This window comes from Hydrogenovibrio halophilus DSM 15072 (assembly GCF_000384235.1).
Lineage (GTDB): Bacteria > Pseudomonadota > Gammaproteobacteria > Thiomicrospirales > Thiomicrospiraceae > Hydrogenovibrio > Hydrogenovibrio halophilus.
The window spans coordinates 1,045,783-1,067,659 of record NZ_KB913033.1 but is presented as its reverse complement, the minus strand read 5'-3'; the positions used below and the strand labels follow the sequence as shown (position 1 = coordinate 1,067,659).

General features: G+C 51.3%; 20 protein-coding genes and 1 pseudogene. 14 read left to right on the top strand and 7 right to left on the bottom strand.

Features of this window, described 5'->3' with window-relative positions:
- Window positions 1-60: 60 nt before the first annotated feature.
- Window positions 61-975 carry a tRNA glutamyl-Q(34) synthetase GluQRS gene (gene gluQRS, locus A377_RS0105095; RefSeq protein WP_019895120.1) on the top strand — a complete coding sequence of 305 codons (915 nt, stop codon included), beginning with the start codon at window positions 61-63 and terminating at the stop codon, window positions 973-975.
- Window positions 976-1,128: 153 nt separating this feature from the next.
- Here gluQRS and A377_RS0105090 read toward each other — a convergent pair whose 3' ends face one another.
- The 3 genes from A377_RS0105090 to A377_RS11905 form a co-directional block, all read right to left on the bottom strand.
- On the bottom strand, window positions 1,129-1,893 hold the full coding sequence (locus A377_RS0105090; RefSeq protein WP_019895119.1) for an EAL domain-containing protein: 765 nt from the start codon (window positions 1,891-1,893) through the stop codon (window positions 1,129-1,131).
- A gap of 151 nt (window positions 1,894-2,044) precedes the next feature.
- Window positions 2,045-3,289, bottom strand: coding sequence for a GGDEF domain-containing response regulator (locus A377_RS0105085; RefSeq protein ID WP_019895118.1), 1,245 nt, complete (start codon window positions 3,287-3,289; stop codon window positions 2,045-2,047).
- Window positions 3,286-5,751, bottom strand: coding sequence for a bifunctional diguanylate cyclase/phosphodiesterase (locus tag A377_RS11905; protein WP_019895117.1), 2,466 nt, complete (start codon window positions 5,749-5,751; stop codon window positions 3,286-3,288). The genes A377_RS0105085 and A377_RS11905 overlap by 4 nt, the downstream gene beginning before the upstream one ends.
- A gap of 244 nt (window positions 5,752-5,995) precedes the next feature.
- On the opposite strand from A377_RS11905, the gene A377_RS0105075 reads away from it, so the two are divergent.
- Both A377_RS0105075 and A377_RS0105070 read left to right on the top strand, forming a co-directional pair.
- Window positions 5,996-6,982 (top strand): SLAC1 anion channel family protein, encoded by a 987-nt coding sequence (locus A377_RS0105075; protein WP_019895116.1) that lies wholly within the window; start codon window positions 5,996-5,998, stop codon window positions 6,980-6,982.
- Window positions 6,975-8,345, top strand: a complete 1,371-nt coding sequence (locus A377_RS0105070) for an SLC13 family permease (protein WP_019895115.1) — start codon at window positions 6,975-6,977, stop codon at window positions 8,343-8,345. The genes A377_RS0105075 and A377_RS0105070 overlap by 8 nt, the downstream gene beginning before the upstream one ends.
- A 64-nt stretch (window positions 8,346-8,409) precedes the next feature.
- On the opposite strand, the gene A377_RS0105065 is transcribed toward A377_RS0105070, so the two are convergent.
- Window positions 8,410-8,877, bottom strand: coding sequence for a Dps family protein (locus A377_RS0105065; RefSeq protein WP_019895114.1), 468 nt, complete (start codon window positions 8,875-8,877; stop codon window positions 8,410-8,412).
- Window positions 8,878-9,101: 224 nt separating this feature from the next.
- Here A377_RS0105065 and A377_RS0105060 point away from each other — a divergent pair, with 224 nt between their 5' ends.
- On the top strand, window positions 9,102-9,809 hold the full coding sequence (locus A377_RS0105060; protein ID WP_019895113.1) for a 2OG-Fe(II) oxygenase: 708 nt from the start codon (window positions 9,102-9,104) through the stop codon (window positions 9,807-9,809).
- Between the two features lie 263 nt (window positions 9,810-10,072).
- Here the strand turns inward: A377_RS0105060 and A377_RS0105055 are convergent, their stop codons facing one another.
- Window positions 10,073-10,396 carry a hypothetical protein gene (locus tag A377_RS0105055; RefSeq protein ID WP_157760744.1) on the bottom strand — a complete coding sequence of 108 codons (324 nt, stop codon included), beginning with the start codon at window positions 10,394-10,396 and terminating at the stop codon, window positions 10,073-10,075.
- Window positions 10,397-10,637: 241 nt separating this feature from the next.
- Here A377_RS0105055 and A377_RS0105050 point away from each other — a divergent pair, with 241 nt between their 5' ends.
- The 3 genes from A377_RS0105050 to A377_RS0105040 are packed head-to-tail and all read left to right on the top strand — an operon-like array spanning window position 10,638 to window position 12,053.
- Window positions 10,638-11,291, top strand: coding sequence for a hypothetical protein (locus A377_RS0105050; protein ID WP_019895111.1), 654 nt, complete (start codon window positions 10,638-10,640; stop codon window positions 11,289-11,291).
- A complete protein-coding gene (locus tag A377_RS0105045) occupies window positions 11,288-11,677 on the top strand; it encodes a hypothetical protein (RefSeq protein ID WP_019895110.1) in 390 nt (129 codons plus the stop codon). The genes A377_RS0105050 and A377_RS0105045 overlap by 4 nt, the downstream gene beginning before the upstream one ends.
- Entirely contained in the window at window positions 11,670-12,053 is a 384-nt protein-coding gene (locus tag A377_RS0105040) for a hypothetical protein (RefSeq protein WP_019895109.1), read from the top strand. The genes A377_RS0105045 and A377_RS0105040 overlap by 8 nt, the downstream gene beginning before the upstream one ends.
- On the opposite strand, the gene A377_RS0105035 is transcribed toward A377_RS0105040, so the two are convergent.
- Window positions 12,050-13,227, bottom strand: a protein-coding gene (locus tag A377_RS0105035) for an IS3 family transposase (RefSeq protein ID WP_096777466.1) whose coding sequence is annotated in 2 segments (ribosomal slippage) — window positions 12,050-12,930 and window positions 12,930-13,227 — 1,179 coding nt in all. Because the reading frame shifts where the segments join, the coding sequence is not laid out codon by codon here. The two genes, A377_RS0105040 and A377_RS0105035, sit on opposite strands and share 4 nt — an antisense overlap.
- 196 nt (window positions 13,228-13,423) lie before the next feature.
- On the opposite strand from A377_RS0105035, the gene A377_RS0105025 reads away from it, so the two are divergent.
- The 7 genes and pseudogenes from A377_RS0105025 to A377_RS11895 all read left to right on the top strand — a co-directional run bounded on the left by A377_RS0105025 (window position 13,424) and on the right by A377_RS11895 (window position 20,818).
- Complete coding sequence (locus A377_RS0105025; RefSeq protein WP_019895108.1) at window positions 13,424-13,828, top strand: hypothetical protein; 405 nt, start codon at window positions 13,424-13,426, stop codon at window positions 13,826-13,828.
- Window positions 13,829-13,940: 112 nt separating this feature from the next.
- Window positions 13,941-15,431, top strand: a complete 1,491-nt coding sequence (locus A377_RS0105020) for a DUF2779 domain-containing protein (RefSeq protein WP_033422833.1) — start codon at window positions 13,941-13,943, stop codon at window positions 15,429-15,431.
- 87 nt (window positions 15,432-15,518) lie between these two features.
- On the top strand, window positions 15,519-16,520 hold the full coding sequence (locus tag A377_RS0105015; RefSeq protein WP_019895106.1) for a helix-turn-helix transcriptional regulator: 1,002 nt from the start codon (window positions 15,519-15,521) through the stop codon (window positions 16,518-16,520).
- 52 nt (window positions 16,521-16,572) lie between these two features.
- A complete protein-coding gene (locus A377_RS12695) occupies window positions 16,573-17,805 on the top strand; it encodes a PDDEXK-like family protein (RefSeq protein WP_019895104.1) in 1,233 nt (410 codons plus the stop codon).
- A pseudogene (locus A377_RS13415) lies at window positions 17,783-17,941 on the top strand (IS256 family transposase); the annotation flags it as partial. The gene A377_RS12695 and the pseudogene A377_RS13415, both read left to right, overlap by 23 nt.
- Before the next feature lie 565 nt (window positions 17,942-18,506).
- Window positions 18,507-19,268, top strand: coding sequence for a DUF4395 domain-containing protein (locus A377_RS0105005; protein ID WP_019895102.1), 762 nt, complete (start codon window positions 18,507-18,509; stop codon window positions 19,266-19,268).
- Window positions 19,269-19,591: 323 nt separating this feature from the next.
- The gene (locus A377_RS11895) at window positions 19,592-20,818 is read left to right on the top strand and encodes a sensor domain-containing diguanylate cyclase (RefSeq protein WP_169338008.1); all 1,227 of its coding nucleotides are present in this window, start codon (window positions 19,592-19,594) and stop codon (window positions 20,816-20,818) included.
- 48 nt (window positions 20,819-20,866) lie between these two features.
- Here the strand turns inward: A377_RS11895 and A377_RS0104995 are convergent, their stop codons facing one another.
- Window positions 20,867-21,793, bottom strand: a complete 927-nt coding sequence (locus tag A377_RS0104995; RefSeq protein WP_019895100.1) for a homoserine kinase — start codon at window positions 21,791-21,793, stop codon at window positions 20,867-20,869.
- Window positions 21,794-21,877 lie beyond the last annotated feature (84 nt).

Sequence of the window (21,877 nt, the reverse complement as noted above, 5' to 3'; positions counted from 1 at the left end):
GCCACTGGCGGGAACAAACGCCTCTGTTCAAATCGGCCCCAATTCCGCTAAGATAGTCGCATGACGCCCTCTGCCCCCGACACCACCACCCGCCCCATCGGGCGTTTTGCGCCCACACCCAGCGGCCCTTTGCATTTCGGCTCTTTGATCGCGGCCACGGCCAGTTACCTGAACGCACGGACTCAGAATGGCCACTGGCGGCTGCGCATCGACGATCTGGACGGCCCACGTGTGGTGACCGGAGCCAGCGAAGAAATTCTGCGTCAACTGAGGGGCTATGGCTTTGTCTGGGATGGGCCGGTGGTGTATCAGTCCGAACGGTTTGACGCCTACCGACAGGCCCTGGCCAGGCTGAATTCCAACGGACGGCTGTATGTGTGCGCCTGCAGTCGCAAGCAGTTGCGCCAGCGCCAGCCGCAGACGCCCTGGCTGTATGATGGCTTCTGCCGCCATCAGGCCGTGGCACCCGACCCCACGGCCATGACCCCCGAAAAAAGCGCCTGGCGCTTTCGGCCGGAGCGGGAGACCTTGTCATTTGACGACGTTCTTCAGGGGCCGCAATCACTGGATGTGCCGACTGAGCTGGGCGATTTTGTGGTCAAACGCGCCGATGGCATTTTTGGCTACCATCTGGCCTGCGCCGTGGACGACATCGCCATGCAGGTCACCGAAGTGGTGCGGGGCGAGGATTTGCTCACCAGCAGCTTTGCCCAGCTGGCGATCATGCAGAGCCTGGGGCACACTCCGCCACGCTATGCCCACCACGCTCTGGCATCGAACCCGGAAGGCATCAAACTGAGCAAAAAAAGCCGGGCACCGGCGATCCGAACCGATCAGGCGCTGGCCACACTGAGCGAAGCCTTGCGCTTTCTGCATCACCCGCCACCGTCCGAGATTCAAACCCTGACCCAATTATGGGACTGGGCCATAAACCACTGGCAGTTGGAACGAGTTAACAATCACCAGGCCTGGTAAAAAAGCCTATTATTCCGACTGGCTCTCTGTCATCCCGACTGGAGCGGAGGGATCTTTATGCTTCGGTTCGGTCTGTCGGCGGCTGGAGCGGTCGGACCACACAGCGGGCATGGGAAGATCCTTCGGCTTCGCTCAGGATGACACGGTCTTTCCTCAGGATGGCAATTGGCTGAAATCCGGTTCGGGCAGGGTTTCGATGCCGGGTCGGGCAAAAAAGTAGCCTTGCATCAGGGTCACGCCCAGATTTTGATAAAAACGCACGTCTTCCAGCGTTTCCACGCCTTCGGCCAGCACCGTCACATTCATTTCCTGGCACATCGCCACCAGATGCCGGGCAATGATAGCCTTGACCGGGTCGTGGCTGACGTCCTGCACCAGCTCCATGTCGATTTTGAGCAGACCGGGCTGAAAATTGGCCAGCATGTTCAGACCGGCATGGCCGGCACCAAAATCGTCCAGCGCGGTGATGAAACCCTGCTTCTGATAGTATTGAAAAATATTGGTCAGATGCTGCTGATCCACCACCCGTTCGGATTCGGTGATCTCGAACATGATTTGTTCGATCGGGAAATCGTGTTTTCTCGCGGCTCGAATGGTGCTCTGGATACAGTGTTCCGGCTCATAAACCGCATTGGGCAGAAAATTGATGCTGAGGATTTTGTCCATGTTCAGCGCCGCGGCCAACGCAATCGCGGTCTGACGGCAGGCCTGGTCAAACGCATAGCGATTGCTGTCATCGACTTTTTTCAGGACGGCCCAGGCGTTTTTTTCGACCGGATCGCGCACCAGTGCTTCGTAGCCGAACACTGTCCGGGCCGCGACATCGACAATGGGCTGGAAAGCGAAGGTAAAATCAAACCCCAGCGGACGCTGGCATTGCTGGCAACCGGCCTTGACCGTTTCAATCGGAATTGTCATGGTTCCTGTCTCAATTTAGGGAGTTGTTTCTGCGCCCGTGTTACAAAACAGTCGCACAATCCAAACTGTAATGGCAAAGCCGATTCGACACAAGCCTAATTGCGCCAATGATTCTCCCAGCCGAGAATGAAAAGATTAAAATCCGTCCGGATCAAAACACCGCATTGACCTGATTGCGCCCGTTTTCCTTAGAACGGTAAAGCGCATCATCGGCTTTCTGCACCGCTTCGTCCACCGACTGAGCGGAAAAGGTCATGCCCTGACTCAGGGTAAACGCCACCCCGGTTTCGGCTTTGGAATCGGCCTCAATCCGGGCGCGCAGGGTCTCGGCGCTCTGTTCGGCCTCACGGGTGTCGTGAATTTTGCCGATCACACAGAATTCCTCGCCGCCAAAACGTCCCACCAGGGCATCGGAAAACACCTCGGTCAGGCACTGGGCCATGAACACAATGGCGTCATCGCCTTTCTGGTGACCGTAATTGTCATTGACCTGTTTGAAGTGGTCGATGTCGGCCATCAGCGCGAAAAAGTAGCCCCCTTTGGTCCGAATCTCTGCCAGCAGGGCTTCGGCCCTGGCAAAAAAGGTGCGCCGGTTGTACAGGCCGGTCAGGCTGTCGCGTTGCGACAGCCGTTCGATCTTGTGATACACCTCGGCCTGCTCGATGTTCTGATTGACGCGCACATAGAACTCTTCAGGGGTAAAGCTGGTGTTGTAAAAGTCATTGACGCCGTATTTCATCAGCTTGATCGCATTGGAAATGGTCTCGCTGCTTTCGCAGGCAATGATCGGCAACTGGCTGGGCACATAGTGTTCACGCAGCGCATTAATCAGGTCAAAGGTGTGATTGCCCGGCTCGGTCTGGGTGCCGTCCAGCACCAGCAGATTGGGGCGGTCTTTTTTGAGGTCGGCCAGCAGGGTGCGCGTGCAGTCATAGGCCCGCACCTGATAACGGTGGGTGCGCAGCATCCCCAGCAGCCGAGCACTGCTTCGATGACCGTGCCCCAGCAACCACACATGGCGATGGGCGTTGTGATACAGCCGATGCGTCATCTGTACGGCATAGCGGATGGAGGCGATGCTCTCCTTGATCACGTAATCGGCCACTTTGAGCTCGAACATTTCCTGACGGGTGGCCTCTTTATAGGTCCCGGTCAGCACCACCGTGGGAATGTGGTGGGCTTTGAGCAGGTGAATGATCTCATTCTCGTGCGAATCCGGCAATTGCAGCCCGGTCAGACACACCGCAATCGAACGTCCGGAGTCAATCAGCGTTCTGGCTTCGGCCATATCATGACACACCTCAATCGGCGCATCGGTCAGTCTGGCCAGTTCGCTTTTCAGTAATCCGGCAATGGAAGCCTGATCTTCAATGATCAAAAATGCGGCTTGGGTCATGGGGCATCCTTCCTTTGAGCCTGCAGTAACGCTTCGAATTGCTCGGCGGGCACGGCCCGGCTTTTTAAAAAGCCCTGAAACGCATCCGCCCCGGCGTTTTTCAAAAATGCCAGCTGTTCCTCGGTTTCCACGCCTTCGGCCACCGTCTGCAACTGAAATTTGTCGGCCAGCGCCAACATGGCTTCAATAATGGCCATGTCATTGGGATCATCCGGGATGTCTTTGACAAAGGCCCGGTCGATTTTCAGGGTACTCAGCGGCATTTGCTTGAGATAGGTCAGAGAGGAATATTCGGTGCCGAAATCGTCGATCGACAGCGCAATGCCCAGTTCGTGAATTTCGTTGAGCAGCCACAGGGTCCGTTTGGGGTCGGACATCACAAAGCGCTCGATGATTTCGAGCTCCACCCAGTCGGGTTCGCATTGGTAAGTGCCCAGCGCATTGAGCAGAGTGGACTTGAGCCGATCCTTGGCCAGTTGCTTGGGCGAAATATTGACCGAAACCCGACCGGGGGCCAGCCCCATCCGATGCCAGCGGGCATTGTGCTCGCAGGCCTGATGCAGCACCCATTCGCCCAGATCCACAATCAGGTCAGTTTTTTCGGCTTCGTCGATAAAGGCTCCGGGCAGCAGCAGCCCTTTTTCCGGGTGCTGCCAGCGAATCAACGCCTCGGACCCCACGATCCGACCACTCCGGCAATCGTACTTGGGTTGATACCAGACCTCAAACTGATGATGCACCAGCGCCTGACGCAACTGGTTGTCGAGCTGGACATGGTCCAGCGCCTGCTGCGTCATCTCATGGGTGTAGAACGCATAGGTATTGCGCTCATTGTCTTTGGCATGATACATGGCCGCATCGGCATTGCGGATCAACAGGTCGGGGGTGTCGCCGTCTTCGGGAAACAGACTGATGCCGATGCTGGCACTCAGGTAATACCGTTCGCCGTCAATCACCAGCCCCCGATGCAGGTCTTCCAGAATCTTTTCCGCCACCACAATGGCGCCGCTGGGCACATAAAGGTCGCGCACCAGAAACGCAAATTCGTCGCCTCCCAATCGGGCAATGCTGTCGGAATCCCGACTGAGTGCCTGCAGGCGCTGACCGACCAGCTTGATCACTTCGTCGCCTTTGGAATGCCCCAATGAATCGTTGATTTCCTTGAAATGGTCCAGATCAATGAACAGCACCGCAAACGCGCCATGATTACGCTGGTTTTCGGCAATGGCCTGATGCAACAGGTCGGTAAACAGCGAGCGGTTGGCCAAACCGGTCAGGGCATCGTGATGGGCCAGATAATACAGTTCTTCTTCGGCCACTTTGCGCTCGGTAATGTCCTGAACCGTGCCCACCAGTCGCACCGGCTTTCCGGCCAGATCGTATTTGGTCACGCCGCGCTGCAACAGCCAGCGTTTGGTGCCGTCCTCACGGATGATGGCGTGAACCAGTTCCCGCTCTTCGCCCGTGTCGGTGGCTTTGACGATCTCGGCCTGCATTTTGCGGCGGTCGTTTTCCGGCATTTGCGCAAACACGTCTTCCAGAACCACCTCTCGGCCGACCTCAAATCCGTGGATCAAATAAGCGCCTTTGGAATAATGCAGGCGGTGGGTGTCGAGTTCCAACTCCCAGGAGCCGATCTGGGCAATGCTTTCGGTTTCGGCCAGCAGGGAACGCATGTGGCTGACCTTTTTCTCGGTCAGGTGCAAATCGGTAATGTCCTGCAAGGTGCCCGTGGTCAAACGCGGGTTGCCTTCGGCATCGAACAGGGTTTCGGTTTCGCCCACCACATGGCGCAATTGCCCGTCCCTGAGGCGCAGGCGGTATTCCGAGCGCAACGGATGCGACGCCGTCACCACCGAATGCAGCAACTGAGACACCTGATGCCGGTCGGCCGGGTCCACAAACTCCAGAAACACGTCCATGGTCAGCGGGCAATCGTCTTGCGACACCGCCAGAATGGCATGAAGTCCGGGCGAACAATAAAAGTCGTCACCGACATGGTCGTATTCCCAGATGCCGACCTTGGCCAGACGCTGTGCCCGTTCCAATCGCTGGGTCAGACGCGAAGATTCCTCCAGCAATTGGCTGAACACGGTGATGTCCGTGGCAAAGCCTTCGGCCTGAACCGATGCCCTACCCGCGTGTTCATCCGGATTGGGTTTGGGGAAAAACTGCACCTGCAACCAGCGCTTTTGACCGGACGCATCGCAGATTTCAATCGAAAACGCCGGCGAAGGATGACCGCTGATGGCCTGTTCCAGAAAATGGCCAACCCGTTCGTTTTCCGGTCTCGGGGTCAGAAAGCGGTCGTACGCGCCCAGAAAATCGGCCTTCGCATAGCCCAGCACCGATTCAATGTTGTCACTGACCTCGGTCAACTGGCCCTGAGCGTCCATGACAAAAAAGAAATGGGTCGTCCCCATCGCGGCTTGTAATTCGTCCGGGATCAAAGGTGTGGCCATGATTGCGTTCAGCCATACGTGAATAAAACAATCATCTTACACAAGAAATGAGATTTTTTGAGTATTTTTCAAACGGCTTTGCGCTGGATCAATTAGGAGGCCGAAATGGCGAAAACCAAGGTCAACGGCCGCGAAAACAGCCCCTCTCTCAGTGTTGTTTGTACGCCATTGTCACACAATCTGATTGCAAACCCGAATGGAACTCGTACACTTTGCGTAACCGACATGAGAAAGGGAGAGCACAATGTCTTTCTGGCAACGGCTGGCGTATTTTCCTGCCGCTTTTTTTGGCATGACCATGGGGCTGGGCGGCCTGACACTGGCCGTGATCACCCTCAAAAACCACCAGACCTGGTTGTTTGATCAGAACTGGCTGGCCCCCGTGGCCGTCGGACTGGCTCTGATCACCCTGGCTCTCTTTGTGGGCTTGCTGACCCTGTACGGCATCAAGGCCTTGAAACACCCACAGGCCTGGCTGGCGGAACTCAACCATCCGCTGAAACTGTTTTTCGTACCGACTCTGACCATCAGCGGCCTTCTGGTCAGCAAAATTTTGCTCGAATTCGACTGGATGCTCGCCTCTTTCTGGGTATGGCTGTTTGCCGCGATCCTGCACCTGCTGCTCACCATTTGGGTGTTTTATCACTGGCTACATCTCGAACACTTCAAAATCGAGCAGGCCAATCCCGCCTGGTTTATCCCGATTGTGGGCAACATCGTCGTCCCCTTGGCCGGAGTCGCCCACGCCAGTGCTGAGGTCAACTGGTTTTTCTTCAGCGTGGGCCTGTTTTTCTGGCCGATTTTGTTTGCGGTCCTGTTTTATCGCATCGTGTTTCATCCGGCTCTGATGCCCAAAATGCTGCCGACCCTGTTTATTTTCATCGCGCCGCCGGCCATCGGCTTTGTCAGTTACATGACCCTGCAAAGTCCCCTGCACCTGAGCCTGTTTGGGATGACACTGTACTCACTCGCCCTGTTCATGCTGCTGCTGATGCTCGCCTCCCTGCCCAAGTTCCAGAAACTGCCGTTTGCCCTGTCCTGGTGGGCCTATACCTTTCCCATCGCCGCCTTTGCCATGGCCAGTCTCGCCATGCATCGAGCCACCCTGGACGAGGGCTATTTCTGGCTGGCCGCGATCATGGTGATTCTGCTGGCCCTCTATTGTCTGAAGCTGCTGGCGATGACATTTCGCGCCATGAAGCAGCAGAAACTCTGCCAGCCGGATGACTGACACCCTCCCTGCAAACACCGCCGGTTTTTCGGCAAAAGGCCTGGGTTGGGCCCTGGCAGCAGGCTTGGTGGTTTTTGCACTGGGGCAGGTGTTTCTGAACCCGGACCAATCGATTCTGCTGGGCTTGATTGCGCTGATGGTCACCCTCTGGTCCAATCAGGCGATGCCGCTGGGCTGGGTGTCGCTGTTGCCGATTGTGCTGTTTCCGTTGTTCGGACTGACCGGCACCAATGAGGTCGCGCCCAACTATGCCCAGTCGATCATTTTTCTGTTCATCGGTGGGTTTCTGATCGCACTGGCGGTGGAAAAAACCGAGCTGCACCATCTGATCTCGCGCAAGATGCTGAGCGTGTTTCCCAATACCCCGCGCGGGATGATTTATGCGCTGGCGATCACATCCGGCGGCTTGAGCGCGTTTTTGTCCAACACCACCACCGCGTTGCTGCTGATGCCGCTGGCGATGTTTCTGAGCGATCAGCGCGGCCTGCAGATGCGCTTTGCGCTGGCGATTGCTTACGGGGCCAGTGTCGGCGGCATCCTCACCCCCATCGGCACCCCACCCAATCTGATTCTGTTTGGCTTTTTCGACCAGCACAACATCGCCCCGATTGCGTTCGGCGAATGGATTGGGCTGGTGCTGCCCCTGATCGGACCCATGTTTGTGATCCTAGGCTGGGTGCTGGCACTGGGCACCGATAAAACACCGCTGATGGCCGAGTTTGACCCCAAACCCATGCGCAATGACCAAAAAAAGGTGGCGCGCCTGCTTTACCTGCTGGTGGCGGTGCTGGTAGTCAATACCCTGCTTTCAGTGGGTTGGGGGTTGTCGGGCTTGAATGAGAAGGGCCTGCTGCTCGGCTTTGGGCTGTTGTTGTTTCTGCCCCCGTTTCGGATTCTGACCTGGTTGGACACCCGGCGCCTGCCCTGGGACATTCTGTTTCTGTTCGGGGCCGGGTTTGCGATTGCCCAGGCCTTTGAAAGCACGGGTCTGGCCGACCGGCTGGCCTGGGCCTTGCAGACGCTGGCGGTGCATCCCTTGTGGCTGGTGCTGGGATTGCTCTCGGCCATGGTCACCTTCAGTACCGTGATCACCAGCAACACCGCCCTGATTGCGATGGTGCTGCCGGTGGTGTTCGCGGTGTGCGAGCAAAGCGGACTCGACCCACGTTTGCTGATGATGGTCGCCACCGTCAGCGCCAGCTATGCGTTCATGCTGCCCATTTCCACGCCGCCCAATGCCATTGCCCTGACCAGCGGCGCGGTGGACGTCAAAACCATGGCCCAATACGGGCTGGTGTTCAATCTGTCGGGGATTGCTCTGGTCACCCTCATCGCCCTGACTTACTGGCAATGGGTGCTTTAAACACAAAAAACCCCGATAAAAACCGGGGTTCTGTTGTTTTGTGACGCTTGGATCAGTTGAGTAATCAGTTCACTAAGCTGCGCAGCATCCAAGCGTTTTTCTCGTGCAATTGCATGCGCTGGGTCAGCAGATCGACGGTGGGCTCGTCATCGGCTTTTCCTGCCGCATCCAGAATACTGCGGGCGGTTTTGGTCACGGTTTCCTGACCCACGACCAGATCTTTGATCATATCTTCGGCCGCACAAGGCGCGGTGTTTTCCTTGATGCTGGTCAGTTTGGCAAATTCTTCGAAGGTACCGGGTGAGACTTCGCCCAAAGCCCGAATGCGCTCGGCGATTTCGTCCACAGCGGTAAACAATTCGGTGTATTGTTCCTCAAACATGAGGTGCAAGGAATTGAACATCGGCCCGGTCACATTCCAGTGGTAGTTATGCGTTTTCAGAAACAGCATATAGGAATCGGCCAGAAGACGAGACAAACCTTCTGCAATGGCTTTACGATCTTTTTGATTAATACCGATATTAATATCCATACAAACCTCCTAACTGGTTGTTTTATCGATTTCGATTACCAGCCTAACAAAGTTATACAGCTTTCACAAATGCCCGCATCGAGAATTTGCTAGGGAAACCGATGGCTTTCAGCGATAATAATTGAATACACCCCTTTTGTCCGTTTTGCCTGACCCTGAGCTCCTTTGCAGGCGTCACACCTCTTTACTGAGGTCGAGCATCGGACGTTTCAAGAGACCCCGCCATGACAATCGAGCGCATTGAACACCCGACACCGCCCCCGGGCAATATGGACGCGATGCTGGACGCCCTGGCCTCGCAAGGCTGGTACGAATGGCCTCAAGCCCTGTCGCCCAAACTGTGCCAGCAACTGCTGCAGGAATCCGAAGCTTACGCTCGCGCCGACAAACTGGCTCCGGCCGGGATCGGACGGGGCAGCATTCATCAGCGCAATGCCGAAATCCGACGCGACAAAATCCGCTGGCTGGATGGAAAGAGTCTGGCCCAGACCCAATTTCTGCAACAGATGGCACAGATGAAAGACACTTTGAATCAGGCCTTTTTTCTGGGGCTGTTCGAATACGAAGCCCATTTTGCCCGTTACGAGCAGGGCGATTTTTACAAAAAACACCTCGACAGCTTCAAAGGCCGGGCCAATCGCATGGTCACCACCGTGGTCTATCTCAATCCCGACTGGCAAGCGGACTGGGGCGGTGAACTGGTCATTTGGCCGCGTGTGAGTGATCTGACCGACGCCGCCAACGAGCCGCCAGACGCGTCGACAATCGAACAACCCCTGGCCCGCATTCTGCCGGAAATGGGCAAGATGGTGGTGTTTCTGAGCGAAGACTTTCCGCATGAGGTTCTGCCAACGCAACACCCCCGTGTCAGCATTGCCGGTTGGTTTCGCTGCAACACCAGTCTGGGCGGCATTGTCGATCCGGCACACTAAAAGGCCAACATAACCATGTTTACGTCGCCCCTAAGCCTTTCCACCTGGCTGATTCTGACTGCTTAAACAGGCCCAAAGGTGTTTTTAACCAGGCCTGGTGAGGTTAAGGTTTGGTTTTTCGGTTAGATAATTGGTTGTTAAGGGTTGGCCGGAACAAATTGACCCAATGCCTGATCAGAATCAAACTTTTCTGCTATATGTCATTTCTGAACGTTATGCAGATAATAGCGAAATGGCGCGGTTTTCTAAACACTACCCTATCTTCAATGAGAACTGTGGTTTTCCAAACCTGCCTCTAACCCACTTACCCAAAACCTTTCTTTCAGTTCCTTCATTTTTGGCAACAGCTCATCGTATAAACGTGGATTTTTTACCTTAAGCTCATTGATTCGCGCCTCTCTTTTGGCTGATGTGGGTTCATTCAGGATGTTCATTGCCAGGCAATGGAGCTGCCACTCTTTTCCTGAAGTGTCGATACCAGCTGGGATCTCCAAGGGGATATACGGTTTATCGCGCTTAATGGCCCTTTGCTGCTCATTATGTTGTTTCACACGTAAAGCGGTCTGTTCCGGCGTTGCATATTTCATGGTGAAGCTCGCGAAGTTAAAAAGTTAGAAAGAGCCTAGATTTTGTCGCAAATAAAAATAAAGAAAAGCGCGCCACTGCACCATCGCGACATCAGCTGTCGCTATCCGCTCGGTTCGGCTTAATCGGAAACAAACCACTCCTGTTGCGACAACTATTGTCGCGAATCATTCCTGCCAGACTATCCCGCCGACCCTGTCCTCGATAGACTAATTCGCAACAAAGATTGGATAAGGAGACAAAATGAAAACGCGGTCGGATAATCACACAAGCCTTCGTACCTATAAATGGATCCCCGAATTAGAGGTGGGCTCATTACTCTTGATCTCAGCGATCATCGCCTACCTATTGGCGCCGGTGATCAGTCGCATCACCATTCAGGGCTCGTTCTTTTGGCAGAACATGGGTGATCAGTTAGTCTCTCCGACCAATTGGGCTTATCTCGCTATGATGGTCGTTTGGTACCTACTGATTGGCTGGGCACTAAAACGAATGAATACGCGCCTGTTTACGCTTCAGCTTAAATTTTCATTCGAACATGTGATTGATCTTGATCAGATCAAACAGCAGCCAATCAACCGTGAAAACAGGCAGACACTGGAACGCTTGCTTGATCGGCATGAGCACCTGCCCGAAATGCATGGTCTGATGCGATTTCTGTTTAACACCCTGTTTTTGTTTGTCATGCCTTTGATGGCTCTGACCACACCTGTACTGCAGGGACCACCGATTGAAAGGACGATCATTCTTATTGCGACCTCTGCGGTCATACTCGCGGTGATCTTTTTGCTTTTGTCTCTTCGCATTGAATTGGACAAAGACGCACAAACATTCATTCAAGACGTGACCCAAGACAAACCAACCTTCTTTAAGGATAAGGAGTCCAGCACCTCATGAACTGGTTCCAAATCAATCCCCAACAACTTTACGACTATGAACTTCTGTTGCTGAATGAAAGCTTTGATGATTACTTTTTCTTCAGGGCTGTTGGTCGTTTGCAACATCTAACGGTCACTGAAAATCCTGACGTTCAGGGAAGCCTGTATATCTATAACCCCTGCGTGGAAGGAGGAGGCTTTGAAGCCAGTTTCTTTCATGGTTTTAAAACCTACCAAGACGCCCTGACACACGCCGAATTCTTAACTCAGATTGCGTCAAAACTTTGGACAATCAAGGCGTATTACTGGTTTGATGAAGATGGCCTGTCATTAGCGGATCCCAAAATTAAGGTGATCGATTTTCCCGAACCCTACTCACCTAAGCACCTTTGCATTCATGTTTGAGTGGGTTTTTCATGTCGCCTTCACGGGGGCCATCTTCACAACCATCACCGCGATCATTCTGATCGGACGAAGGCGTCTGCAAACAATTTATCGTGACTTTGAAAGGAACTCTTACCGTATGAACAATTTTTACGAACTCAAACAGGCATACCTGGATGTGCTTTCATCATTTGATGTAAATCCTCTGCCACCGATCAGCGAAGACCATTATTCCGGTGTTTTCCTACCCGAGCCATTTGAGCCGTATTTATCAGCTCCCTTAAAAATCATGGTTGTGGGCCGAGAGACAGCTGGCTGGAACAGCAAAAAAGAGCTCAAGGGATTACATCGATTAAAAGCGCCTTGTAATGGTCAAGTTTTTTTGGAAGCGTTCTAAGCCGCATTGGCCATTTCCTGCCGCTTCATGTTTGGCGTCAAGTAACCTATGGCGGAATTTAATCTGCGATAGTTGTAAAATCGAATGTATTGCTCAACAGCCGTCACGACAGATTGGTGGTTGATAAAACTCAGATCGTTTAAACGCTCGGTTTTCAGGTTGCGAAAGAATCGTTCCTGAACGGCATTATCCCAACAGTTGCCCCGTCGGCTCATGCTGGGGGTAATTTCGTGCCATGCCAAAGCATTGGTAAAGATTGTGGCGCTGTATTGCACGCCCTGATCTGAGTGAAACATCAGGTTTCTGGTATTAGGCTGTATTCGGGTAATGGCATCCGTCAATGCCTGTTTGGCCAGATGAGCATCTGGCGTTGTCGACAGAGCGTGACCGACAACTTCTCTGCTGCCCAGATCCATCACAGTAGCCAGGTAACTCCAGCCTTGATGCGTTCGAATGTAGGTGATGTCACCAACCCAGTGGGTGTTCACGGTGCCGGGATTAAATTGACGGTCTAAAAGGTTGGCGGTCGTCGGGTGTGCATTGCCGCCGCGGTAGTAATGGGGCTTTTTAGGTGCCTTGGCAACCAGTCCCTGTTCTTTCATCAACCGACTGATTTTAAAGTGCCCCACCTGCATCCCGTCCAGCGCCAGAGCGATTTTCATGCGTCGGCGACCATAGGTGCCATGGGTCTGTTCATGAAGCCTGTGCATCGCTTGGATGACCTCTTGATCTGATCGGTTGGCGGGTTTCGTTTGCATCTGGTAATAGTAGGTCGAGATCGCCACGTCAAACAGCCTGCACAGCTGGTGAGTGGTCAGTTTTGGGTCTGCCTTTTTCATCTGCCCAATCACTGTAATGCTGGATTGTCGCGAATGAAAAAGGCGGTGGCCTTTTTTAACAGGGCATTGTCCCGCTTGGCGTCAGCCAGTTGCTGTTCCAACTCCTGAATGCGTCGATGCTCTTCGGTCAGCGCGGTTTTGCCTTCAGGGATCTCGCCGTTAAGCTCCTGACGGTATTGTCGTTTCCAGCGAGTCACCGCCGAGGCACAGGCACCGGACAATTCCATGATCTGTTTGTTGGTATAACCATCCTCGATCATGAGCTTGGCATATTCCAGTTTTTGTTTTGGACTGATGTTGAGTCGTCCTTTGCGTTTAGATCCTGTTTTTGACATTGTGGTCTCCTGAATAACAGTTTGGGAAGGCTATCACAACTTCCAACTTTATTAGACCATTACACATCAGGAGAAAGAGGAACTAGACACGATTATCGATGAAGCCATACGCCGCTATGAATCCCATTACTCTAGCCGGGAAAATGGTCTAAAAAAACGTAAAAACCAAAGTCACTTTCAGCGATTTTTTATCGAGGTGGCCGACGCCATCGGACAACCGGTGGACGCCGTGGTGTATGCCAACCTGTTTGCATGGGATTACAACAAGGGATCTTTTATTCATCGGCCCAAACATGAGCGCGAAGTACTGATCGACCTTTCGTTGACGTTGTTGGCCGTTCAGATTAAGCACTTCCAACCCGATGTGATCATCTTTGCCGGTGGGTTAATAGAGAAGACCGATCCTTTGATCAAAAGACTCTTTCGCACTCATTTTGAACCGCATAAAACCATCCAGCCTCTGGTCAAAAGAACCTTCTGGGAATTTGAATCGGCTGGGATTCGTTGCTTTCGCATCGCCCACCCAAGAGCGCAAAACAACGACCATCCGAAATACCAAAAAGCATTACTGGAACGATTACGGGCCCTCTCAACCAAATGAAAGATGAAACAGCAGCGATTTTTTGCGTAAGATAGGGATCGAAACACGGCAAAACTACGAATCAATTTACAATTGGATCACGGCTGGTTGTGATCACGAACCAGGAAACACAATGCTATCGAAGTCCCAATACGTTCGAGGCCTGCAGTGTCATAAGGCGCTATGGCTGTACAAACATCGAAAAGAGCTTATCAAGGCACCCACCGCTCAACAAGCCGCACTTTTTGAGACCGGCGACCATGTCGGGGACCTTGCCTGCGAGCTCTTTCCCGGTGGAAAGCTGGTTGAATTTGATCCATCTGACTTTCGGGGTATGATTGATCAAACCCGCCAATGGATCAATGATGGCGAAACCATCATTTATGAGGCCGCATTCAAACAATCCGGAGTCTTTGCCATGGCCGACATTTTGGTCAAAAATGGGGATCGCTGGGATATTTATGAGGTCAAGGCATCCACGAAGGTCAAAACTTATCATCTCGATGATGCCTCAGTACAGTGGTATGCCTTATCACAGGTTCTGAATTTGGGGCGTGCGTTTATCGTCCACGTCAATTCGAGCTATGTGCGCCAAGGTGAGCTTGAAATTGACCGGCTTTTTTCGATCACAGAGATCACCGATCATGTGCTCGACAAACAGCCTCAGGTCCCTGAAGCAATCGCTGAGATGGAAACCATGCTAAAAGGCGATGAACCTGTCATTGACATTGGACCACACTGTTCATCGCCACACAGTTGTGACTTTAAGCACCATTGCTGGCAGGCCATTCCCAAGCCATCGGTTTTTAATTTGTATCGAATGAATGCCAATACAAAATTTCAACTCTATCACCAAGGGATCGTGGCACTGGACCAAATCCCGATAAAACAAAAACTAACCTCTGTTCAACGCCTGCAAGTGCGTAGCGCCACGGATCCGGAGATCGTTTTCCAGCCTGAAAACATTGCGTCCTTTCTGAAGGAGCTTCAATTTCCATTGCACTTCTTCGATTTTGAAACCTTTCAAGAAGCCATTCCACGCTTTGATAATCAGTCGCCCTACCAACAAATGGCTTTTCAGTATTCTCTTCACATCCTGCATGAAGACGGTCGACTGGAGCACAAGGAATTTTTAGGCGATGAACATTCAGATCCCCGATACGAACTGGTCAAGCAAATGGAACGGGACATTTTGCCAACCGGCACGTTAGTCGCCTTTAACCAATCTTTTGAAAAGCGGATCATAAGAGAATTGGCCAAACGTTTTCCCGAACACAAGGACGTGCTTCTGGACATACACGGACGGTTTGAGGATTTAATCAAACCATTTCGAAACCAGTCCTATTACCACCCGGATTTTAACGGCAGTTTTTCCATCAAGTCCGTTTTGCCAGCCATGTTCCCAAATGACCCGGAGCTGGATTACAAACAACTCAACATTCAAAATGGCGGAATGGCCATGGACACCTTTGCCAAACTGCACCGGTTGAAAGATCCGAGCCAACGTGAACAAATTCGGCGTGACTTGTTGGCCTATTGCCGCTTGGATACACTTGCCATGGTCAAGATTTATCAAAAGCTGGATGAACTTGCCAGCCATGGTGAACAACGAAATATTGAATAAATAACTTTTTTGCTGGCTTGGGGCCCAAGCCATGAAGACTTGATTCATGATTAAAGACAAAACCAACGATTCCCAAGAAGTAGATCTATGAACGATACCTGCTACCGAAAAATCCAAACGCTTCGTGCGTTGCCCAAAGCCCCTGCAAGAAAATCCGTTTCGGATGTGTTTAAAGACTTAAAACACCAGGGGTTTGAAATCGACCGGCGCTCGCTTCAACGTGACTTGAAAGCGTTGGCCAGACTGTTTCCGATTGAAAATGATGGCAACAAAGACATCCCTGGCTGGTGTTGGCAAAAAGACGCTGAGAAATTTGAACTGCCGGAAATGTCGCCCTCGGTGGCGCTGAGCTTTCGAATGGTCAAGCTGTTTTTGGAACGGTTTATGCCACCCAGCACCATGACCGAGCTGGGTTCCTATTTTGACTATGCCGATCGTATCCTCAACAGTCTCCCTAACAACCAGTTGAGTGACTGGACTCAAAAAGTCCGCTATGTATCACGGACACAGCCGCTACACAGCCCGGAGATTGACCCACAGATTCTGTCGAGTGTATATGAAGCACTGCTGTCAGATCGACAAATAAAAGCCCATTACAAACCCCGTGGTGGCGACCCTAGAGATTATGTGATCAACCCCCTTGGGTTGGTGGTGGTCGACCAGGTGATGTATCTGGTTTGCACACTGTGGGAGTATGAAGATGTAAAGCAGTTTGCACTGCACCGGTTTAGAGGAGTTGAATTGTCAGAAAACCCGGTTAATGAGCTTGATGGGTTTGATCTGGATGACTATGTCAGACAAGGGCACTTTGAATATGTGGTCGAGCAAGAAGAATGGATCACGCTGCAACTTAAAATAAGCGCGGGACTCTATCCGCATTTGGTAGAGAGTAGGCTTTCAACTGATCAGGTGATTGAACAGAGGGAAGGTGACTACTTCTTAAAGGCTTCGGTCCAGAACACTAATCAACTTCGATGGTGGTTAATGGGTCTGGGTGCGGAAGTTGAAGTTCTGCAACCTAATGCTTTGAGGAGTGAATTGATTAAGAATTCTCAAAAATTATCATCAATATACCAGTCTTTTAAATAGCCTGAAAAATAATAAAACTAGTTATTAATAAACCTTATCAGAAGGATCGCCAATGGACTTTGAGAACTTAGCGCAAATGGGTTTAAAACATTTAACAAGACTGGAAATCCATAACCGGGAGATGAAAGATCGAAATGAACATGACTACAGCCTTTTGCACTCACTTCTCAAAGCTGGAAATGAAAATCAGCTCCATTCTAATTTCATCTACTCTATGATTAATCCGCACGGACTACATTACCAAGGTCGAACATATCTGGAAGCCTTATTAAGCTGTATACCTGAATCTATTCATAAAAACTTAGACATTGAAAAAATAAGAGTCATTAAAGAGGAAAACCATATCGATTTAATGATTACTGACGGTATTAATTTTTTAATCATTGAAAATAAAATTAATGCCATTGATCAAAAATACCAAATCACAAGATATATACAAAAAATTAAGCAACACTACCTTCACGATTCGGTTGTAACAGGTCAAATCGCTGTGATTTACTTGTCAGCAAAAAAACGATTTCCAAGTCAAAAATCAGAAAGTCTGATTGGGTTTCATTTTTCACCAGATCAAACAGAGCCAGACCGGGATGAGCTTATTTGGCATGGTTTTGATGGTAACCCACCAGAAGAGCTATCAGCGCTCAAGCTGCCTGAAGGGTTCCAAGTCCCTTATTTTCACTTTCCTTATTTTCCTCGCTTGGAAAACTGGGTCAGGGAATGCATAAAACAATCGGAGAATAAACCTGATATCCGGTATGCATTTGAAGAGTATCAAAAAATATTAGATCGACTAAAACCTAATAACAAATGGAAGAAGGTAATGGATTTTGATGAATACGTAATTAGGCAACCAACTAGCCAACAATCAGAGCTGTATAAGCTAATGATTCACTCTCAAAGTGCTTTACACAAATATGTTGCGAAACAACTATATCAAGACTTATTGGACATTTTTGGTGAAGACGCTTTTAATAATCTCGATCGTCGCTATGCCAATATAACAGAGAAATCAATCTATAAATGGTTGACAAAAAAAGGCCACAGTAAAAACTGGAAAGATATTGGGTTTATCTATCATGACTATTTGTTCGTTTTCGGTGTCATAAATAGCTATTTTATTCCAATTCAAGAACAAATCGATTCAACAAAAAGACTTCTCGGGAAACCCACTAGACCGGTTCTTTTAAAACAAAAAGACGGTAAAGGACTGACTGATTTTATTGAAGCGGTTACAAAGATAAAAAACAAGATTGACCATGAAAAACTGCAAGATCTTCAATCATGACAATTCAGCGTTCAAGATCATCTTTCTAGCCATTGAATCGTCTTCAAAAAATGGACCATGCTGATTCGGGACTGGAATGCGGGCCATGAACCAGTTTATGATTCTTCACGAGGAACACTTGAAAGCATATATCTGACCAAGCAAGCGTTTACACAGGATTATTTACAGGCTCACCGAGTATTTCTTGTGTCTCGATTTGAGAGATCTTTAAGTTCTAAATAATCTCTCCGCCATTGACGGGTCAGATTGCGGCTGAGCTTTGAGCCTGTTTCATCGATGGCTTTGGCAGTTGTACAAGGACTTTGAATGCGACGCTGGATTCTTGAAATAACATCACGACCTCTTTTGCATCTCTCAAACAGCTGGTGATCAACTTGATCACCCGTTGAGGCGACAGAGACTCTGTATTGTTAACTTCTGGACTCAAACAACGATCCCTGAATTCAGATAATAACTGAAACACTGGCCCGAAAATTTTTAGCCTCCAGCACCTCCAATGAAGATCGGAAGCCATAGCGTTCTCTGGGTCGTTACAATTGAAGCAGACCCGTATACTAACCTGGTGTTCATACACGCCTGGTAAAAAAAGCGTAAGAGCAATTAATTGCGCAATCAAAAAGTTTGATGTTTCAACCACTTATTTTTTTATAAGCAAAGCGTTATATTACTGGTCACTGAAATGATCAAAGAGGATCGCTGCGATGCTGGCCAAGCTGAAAGACGTTTTCAAAAACCAATGGTTCCGCGACCCCAAGGAATCGCCGACCTATATCAATGACAATGCGGTCAAAATCCGCGCGGGAATGCTGCTGGCTATCCCGCTGTACATGGCCTACACCCTGGCCGATGTGATTTTCGGTCCCAGCTGGAGCGTGCTGGAAAACACCACCGCGGTGGACACACTGGAAACCACCTGGGAATGGCACACCATTTACGAAGTCCAGGCCACACAACGGGCTTACGACTACACCATCCAGACCTGGGTGCTGTTCTACGGCCTGTTTGAAATGCTCGCCGGTCTGTTTGTCACCACCTCGCGCCTGTCGCCGACCATTTACCTCGCCAGTCTGCTCGCCAAAAAAGACGCGCCCAACTGGAAACCGCTGGTCCCCAAACGTTTTGCCTGGAGCATCGGGGCCAGTTTCATCATTGTCTGTCTGATTTTCTTCAACCCCGACACCTTCGCCAATTGGGTCAATGGCCTCTTTGGCAGCAAGTTGCTGCCCACCACCGAAAACTACATGCCGGACTGGATTCCGCTGACACTGGTCTGGGTGTGTCTGGGCTTTATGTGGCTGGAAGCGATTCTGGGGTATTGCGTCGGTTGCAAAGTCCATGCGCTGCTGGTCAAGCTGGGCGTGTTCAAGGAAGACTGCCTGGAATGCAACAACATTGACTGGGAAGCCATCGCCCGCAAAAAAGCCGAACGCGACGCCGCGGAAAACAAACCGCCCACAGACTGAGCACACCGACTCATTCGCTGAATCCCATCCTCCAGACCTGACAAGCCTGCGCAAGCAGGCTCTCCTGATGCCGCAACAAAGCTTTTCTCATCCGTGGTCATCACGAATACGACGATAACTCAAAGATTTCCATGTAAAAACAGTATCTTGCACAAATTTGGTATAACCTTTCACCACCTTCAGGCAGTCAATATTTTTTGCACAATTGGATCAAAGTTACTAAAATCAGCAATATAATTTAACCAAAATGGTTCTTAGTCACGTTGATGCGAGCAATGAATTCTTTGGAAAACACGTTCACCCACGCCCACAGACCAGCAACTTTGGCCTCCTGCACCGAGCTGTTGAATCAGAGCCTGGTCGGCATTCTGCAATTTGACCTTGATGCCGAGATTCATTATGCCAATCAGGCCTTTGTGGCCTTGTTCGGCTACGAAGACGTGGACGCCCTGGCCAAAGTCGGGCTGAAAAAGCTGTTTCCCAAACCGCTCGACATCATGCGCCACCTCCGCCCGGTGATTCACCATCAGGCCCCGATCGACAACGTCAAAATACAGGGCAAAACCAAAGACGGCGAAGCGATCACACTGCTGGTCAATGCCAGTTTTGAACACCCGGTCTTTACCGCCAGTTTTCTGGATGTCACCGAAATCGAAGCCATTCAGGAAGACATTGCCGTGTTTACCCAGGCCATCGAGCAGTTGGGCGATCCCCTCGCCATCACCGACAAGGATGGCAACTCGATTTATATCAACAAAGCGTTTGAAAACGTCACGGGCTATCAGGCCAAAGACGTTCTGGGCCGAAAACACAACATTCTCCAATCGGGCCAGCACGACGAGCATTTTTATGAAAACCTGTGGAACACGGTTTTAAAGGGCGAGGTGTTCAACCACACCTTTGTCAACAAACGCAAAGACGGCTCCGAATACTACGAAGAAAAAACCATCACCCCCATTCACAATGATCGGGGCGAGATTACCCATTTTGTGTCCACCGGCAAAGACATCACCTATCGAGTCGAAATGGAACGTCGACTGAAAGAAATGGCCTTCCACGACACTCTGACCGGGCTGATCAACCGCCGCGCCTTCGAATCGGCCGCCGTGCGGGCGCTGGAAGGCCTCAAACGCTATAATCGTCATTTTGCGATATTGATGATCGACATCGATGACTTCAAAGAGGTCAACGACACACTGGGCCATGAAGAAGGGGATCAGGTATTGGTTCGGATTGCCGAACTGCTGCTGGGCAGCACCCGCAAGCTGGATGTGGTGGCCCGTTGGGGCGGTGAAGAATTTCTGGTGCTGTTGCAGGAAGTCAGTCAGGATCAGGCTCTGAATCTGGCGGAAAACATTCGCCACAAAATCGCTCAGGCCGCATTTGCCTTGAATCAGACACTCACCGTCAGCATCGGGGCCGCTCTGGCCTCACCCCAGGACGATCTGGGCAAACTGAACCTGAAAGCCGACAAAGCGCTGTATTACGCCAAACTCAATGGCAAAAACCAGGTCCACCTCTTCTCGCCACTGGCCGACCCGCTGGAATAGCGCCCCTTCCGTCACCTCAATTTCTTACCAGGCCTGGTCAAAAACGCCTCACACCTGAGCGCGCAGCGATTGCAGCAGTTTTCCGAAGACCTGCGGGTCTTTGATCTGGGTCATTTCGCCTTCGCGTGGCTGGTATTGGTCCTGCAGTCGGGACAGATAAAATCTCAGCGCCCCCATGCGTTGCACACTGAGCCAGGCGCTGTGTTCGGCCTCACTCAGCGGTCGCACGGTTTCATAGGCCTGCAGGGTTCGCACGACCTTGTCAGAATCCAGCGTCTGATCCGGGCGGCGGCACCAGTCATTGATCATCACCGCCAGGTCATACAGCATCGGCCCGTTGCAGGCGTAATACAGATCGATGATCCCGGCCAGTTCGTCGCCATCAAACAACGCATTGTCGCAGAACAGATCGGCGTGAATCACACTGACGGGCAACAGCGACCAGTCGGTCTGTTGCTGAAACGCGATTTCATCCGCAATCAGAGCCGTTTCTTCGGCAGGCAGCTTGGTTTGCAGACGCGAATAGGTGGTTTCGGCCCAGGCCAGATCGCGGTCATTGGCCCGAAAATCGTCAAAGTCCTGTCCGGCCAGATGGAATTTGGCCAGCCATTCGCCCATGACTTCGCACTGACGCGGCGTCGGATTGTCCAGATCGGCACCCTGCAACCGTTCCACCAATGCAGCGGGCTTGTCCTTGAGGGTTTGCAGATAGCGCCCTTCCCGGTCCGCCATCGGATGCGCGGTGGGAATCGCATGTTCGGCCATGAACGCCATGATATTGAGAAAATACGGCAATTCGTCCAGCGTGTGCTGCTCGAAAATGGTCAGCACAAACCGTCCCCGGGTGGTGTCGACAAAATAATTGGTGTTTTCAATGCCGGCACTGATGCCCTGAAAATCGGTGAGCTCGCCCAGATCGTAACGGGTCAGAAACGTCTGTAGGTCGGTGCGGGTTACCTGGGTATAAACGGACATGCCAAAAATTCCCGGAAAGGTTAGAATACGGCGAGACTCTATGCAGTCGCCAATGTCAAAAAATCCGCGCTATTTTAGCACAGC

Bases quoted from the DNA above. Each gene is read 5' to 3' on its own strand.
- A377_RS0105045 (WP_019895110.1), top strand. From the start codon at position 11,288: ATGAACTGGTTCCAAATCAATCCCCAACAACTTTACGACTATGAACTT.
- A377_RS12695 (WP_019895104.1), top strand. From the start codon at position 16,573: ATGGACTTTGAGAACTTAGCGCAAATGGGTTTAAAACATTTAACAAGA.
- A377_RS11905 (WP_019895117.1), bottom strand. From the start codon at position 5,751: ATGGCCACACCTTTGATCCCGGACGAATTACAAGCCGCGATGGGGACG.
- A377_RS0105040 (WP_019895109.1), top strand. From the start codon at position 11,670: ATGTTTGAGTGGGTTTTTCATGTCGCCTTCACGGGGGCCATCTTCACA.
- A377_RS0105075 (WP_019895116.1), top strand. From the start codon at position 5,996: ATGTCTTTCTGGCAACGGCTGGCGTATTTTCCTGCCGCTTTTTTTGGC.
- gluQRS (WP_019895120.1), top strand. From the start codon at position 61: ATGACGCCCTCTGCCCCCGACACCACCACCCGCCCCATCGGGCGTTTT.
- A377_RS0105070 (WP_019895115.1), top strand. From the start codon at position 6,975: ATGACTGACACCCTCCCTGCAAACACCGCCGGTTTTTCGGCAAAAGGC.
- A377_RS0105085 (WP_019895118.1), bottom strand. From the start codon at position 3,289: ATGACCCAAGCCGCATTTTTGATCATTGAAGATCAGGCTTCCATTGCC.
- A377_RS0105020 (WP_033422833.1), top strand. From the start codon at position 13,941: ATGCTATCGAAGTCCCAATACGTTCGAGGCCTGCAGTGTCATAAGGCG.
- A377_RS0104995 (WP_019895100.1), bottom strand. From the start codon at position 21,793: ATGTCCGTTTATACCCAGGTAACCCGCACCGACCTACAGACGTTTCTG.
- A377_RS0105060 (WP_019895113.1), top strand. From the start codon at position 9,102: ATGACAATCGAGCGCATTGAACACCCGACACCGCCCCCGGGCAATATG.
- A377_RS0105055 (WP_157760744.1), bottom strand. From the start codon at position 10,396: ATGAAATATGCAACGCCGGAACAGACCGCTTTACGTGTGAAACAACAT.
- A377_RS0105050 (WP_019895111.1), top strand. From the start codon at position 10,638: ATGAAAACGCGGTCGGATAATCACACAAGCCTTCGTACCTATAAATGG.
- A377_RS0105015 (WP_019895106.1), top strand. From the start codon at position 15,519: ATGAACGATACCTGCTACCGAAAAATCCAAACGCTTCGTGCGTTGCCC.
- A377_RS0105065 (WP_019895114.1), bottom strand. From the start codon at position 8,877: ATGGATATTAATATCGGTATTAATCAAAAAGATCGTAAAGCCATTGCA.
- A377_RS0105005 (WP_019895102.1), top strand. From the start codon at position 18,507: ATGCTGGCCAAGCTGAAAGACGTTTTCAAAAACCAATGGTTCCGCGAC.
- A377_RS0105090 (WP_019895119.1), bottom strand. From the start codon at position 1,893: ATGACAATTCCGATTGAAACGGTCAAGGCCGGTTGCCAGCAATGCCAG.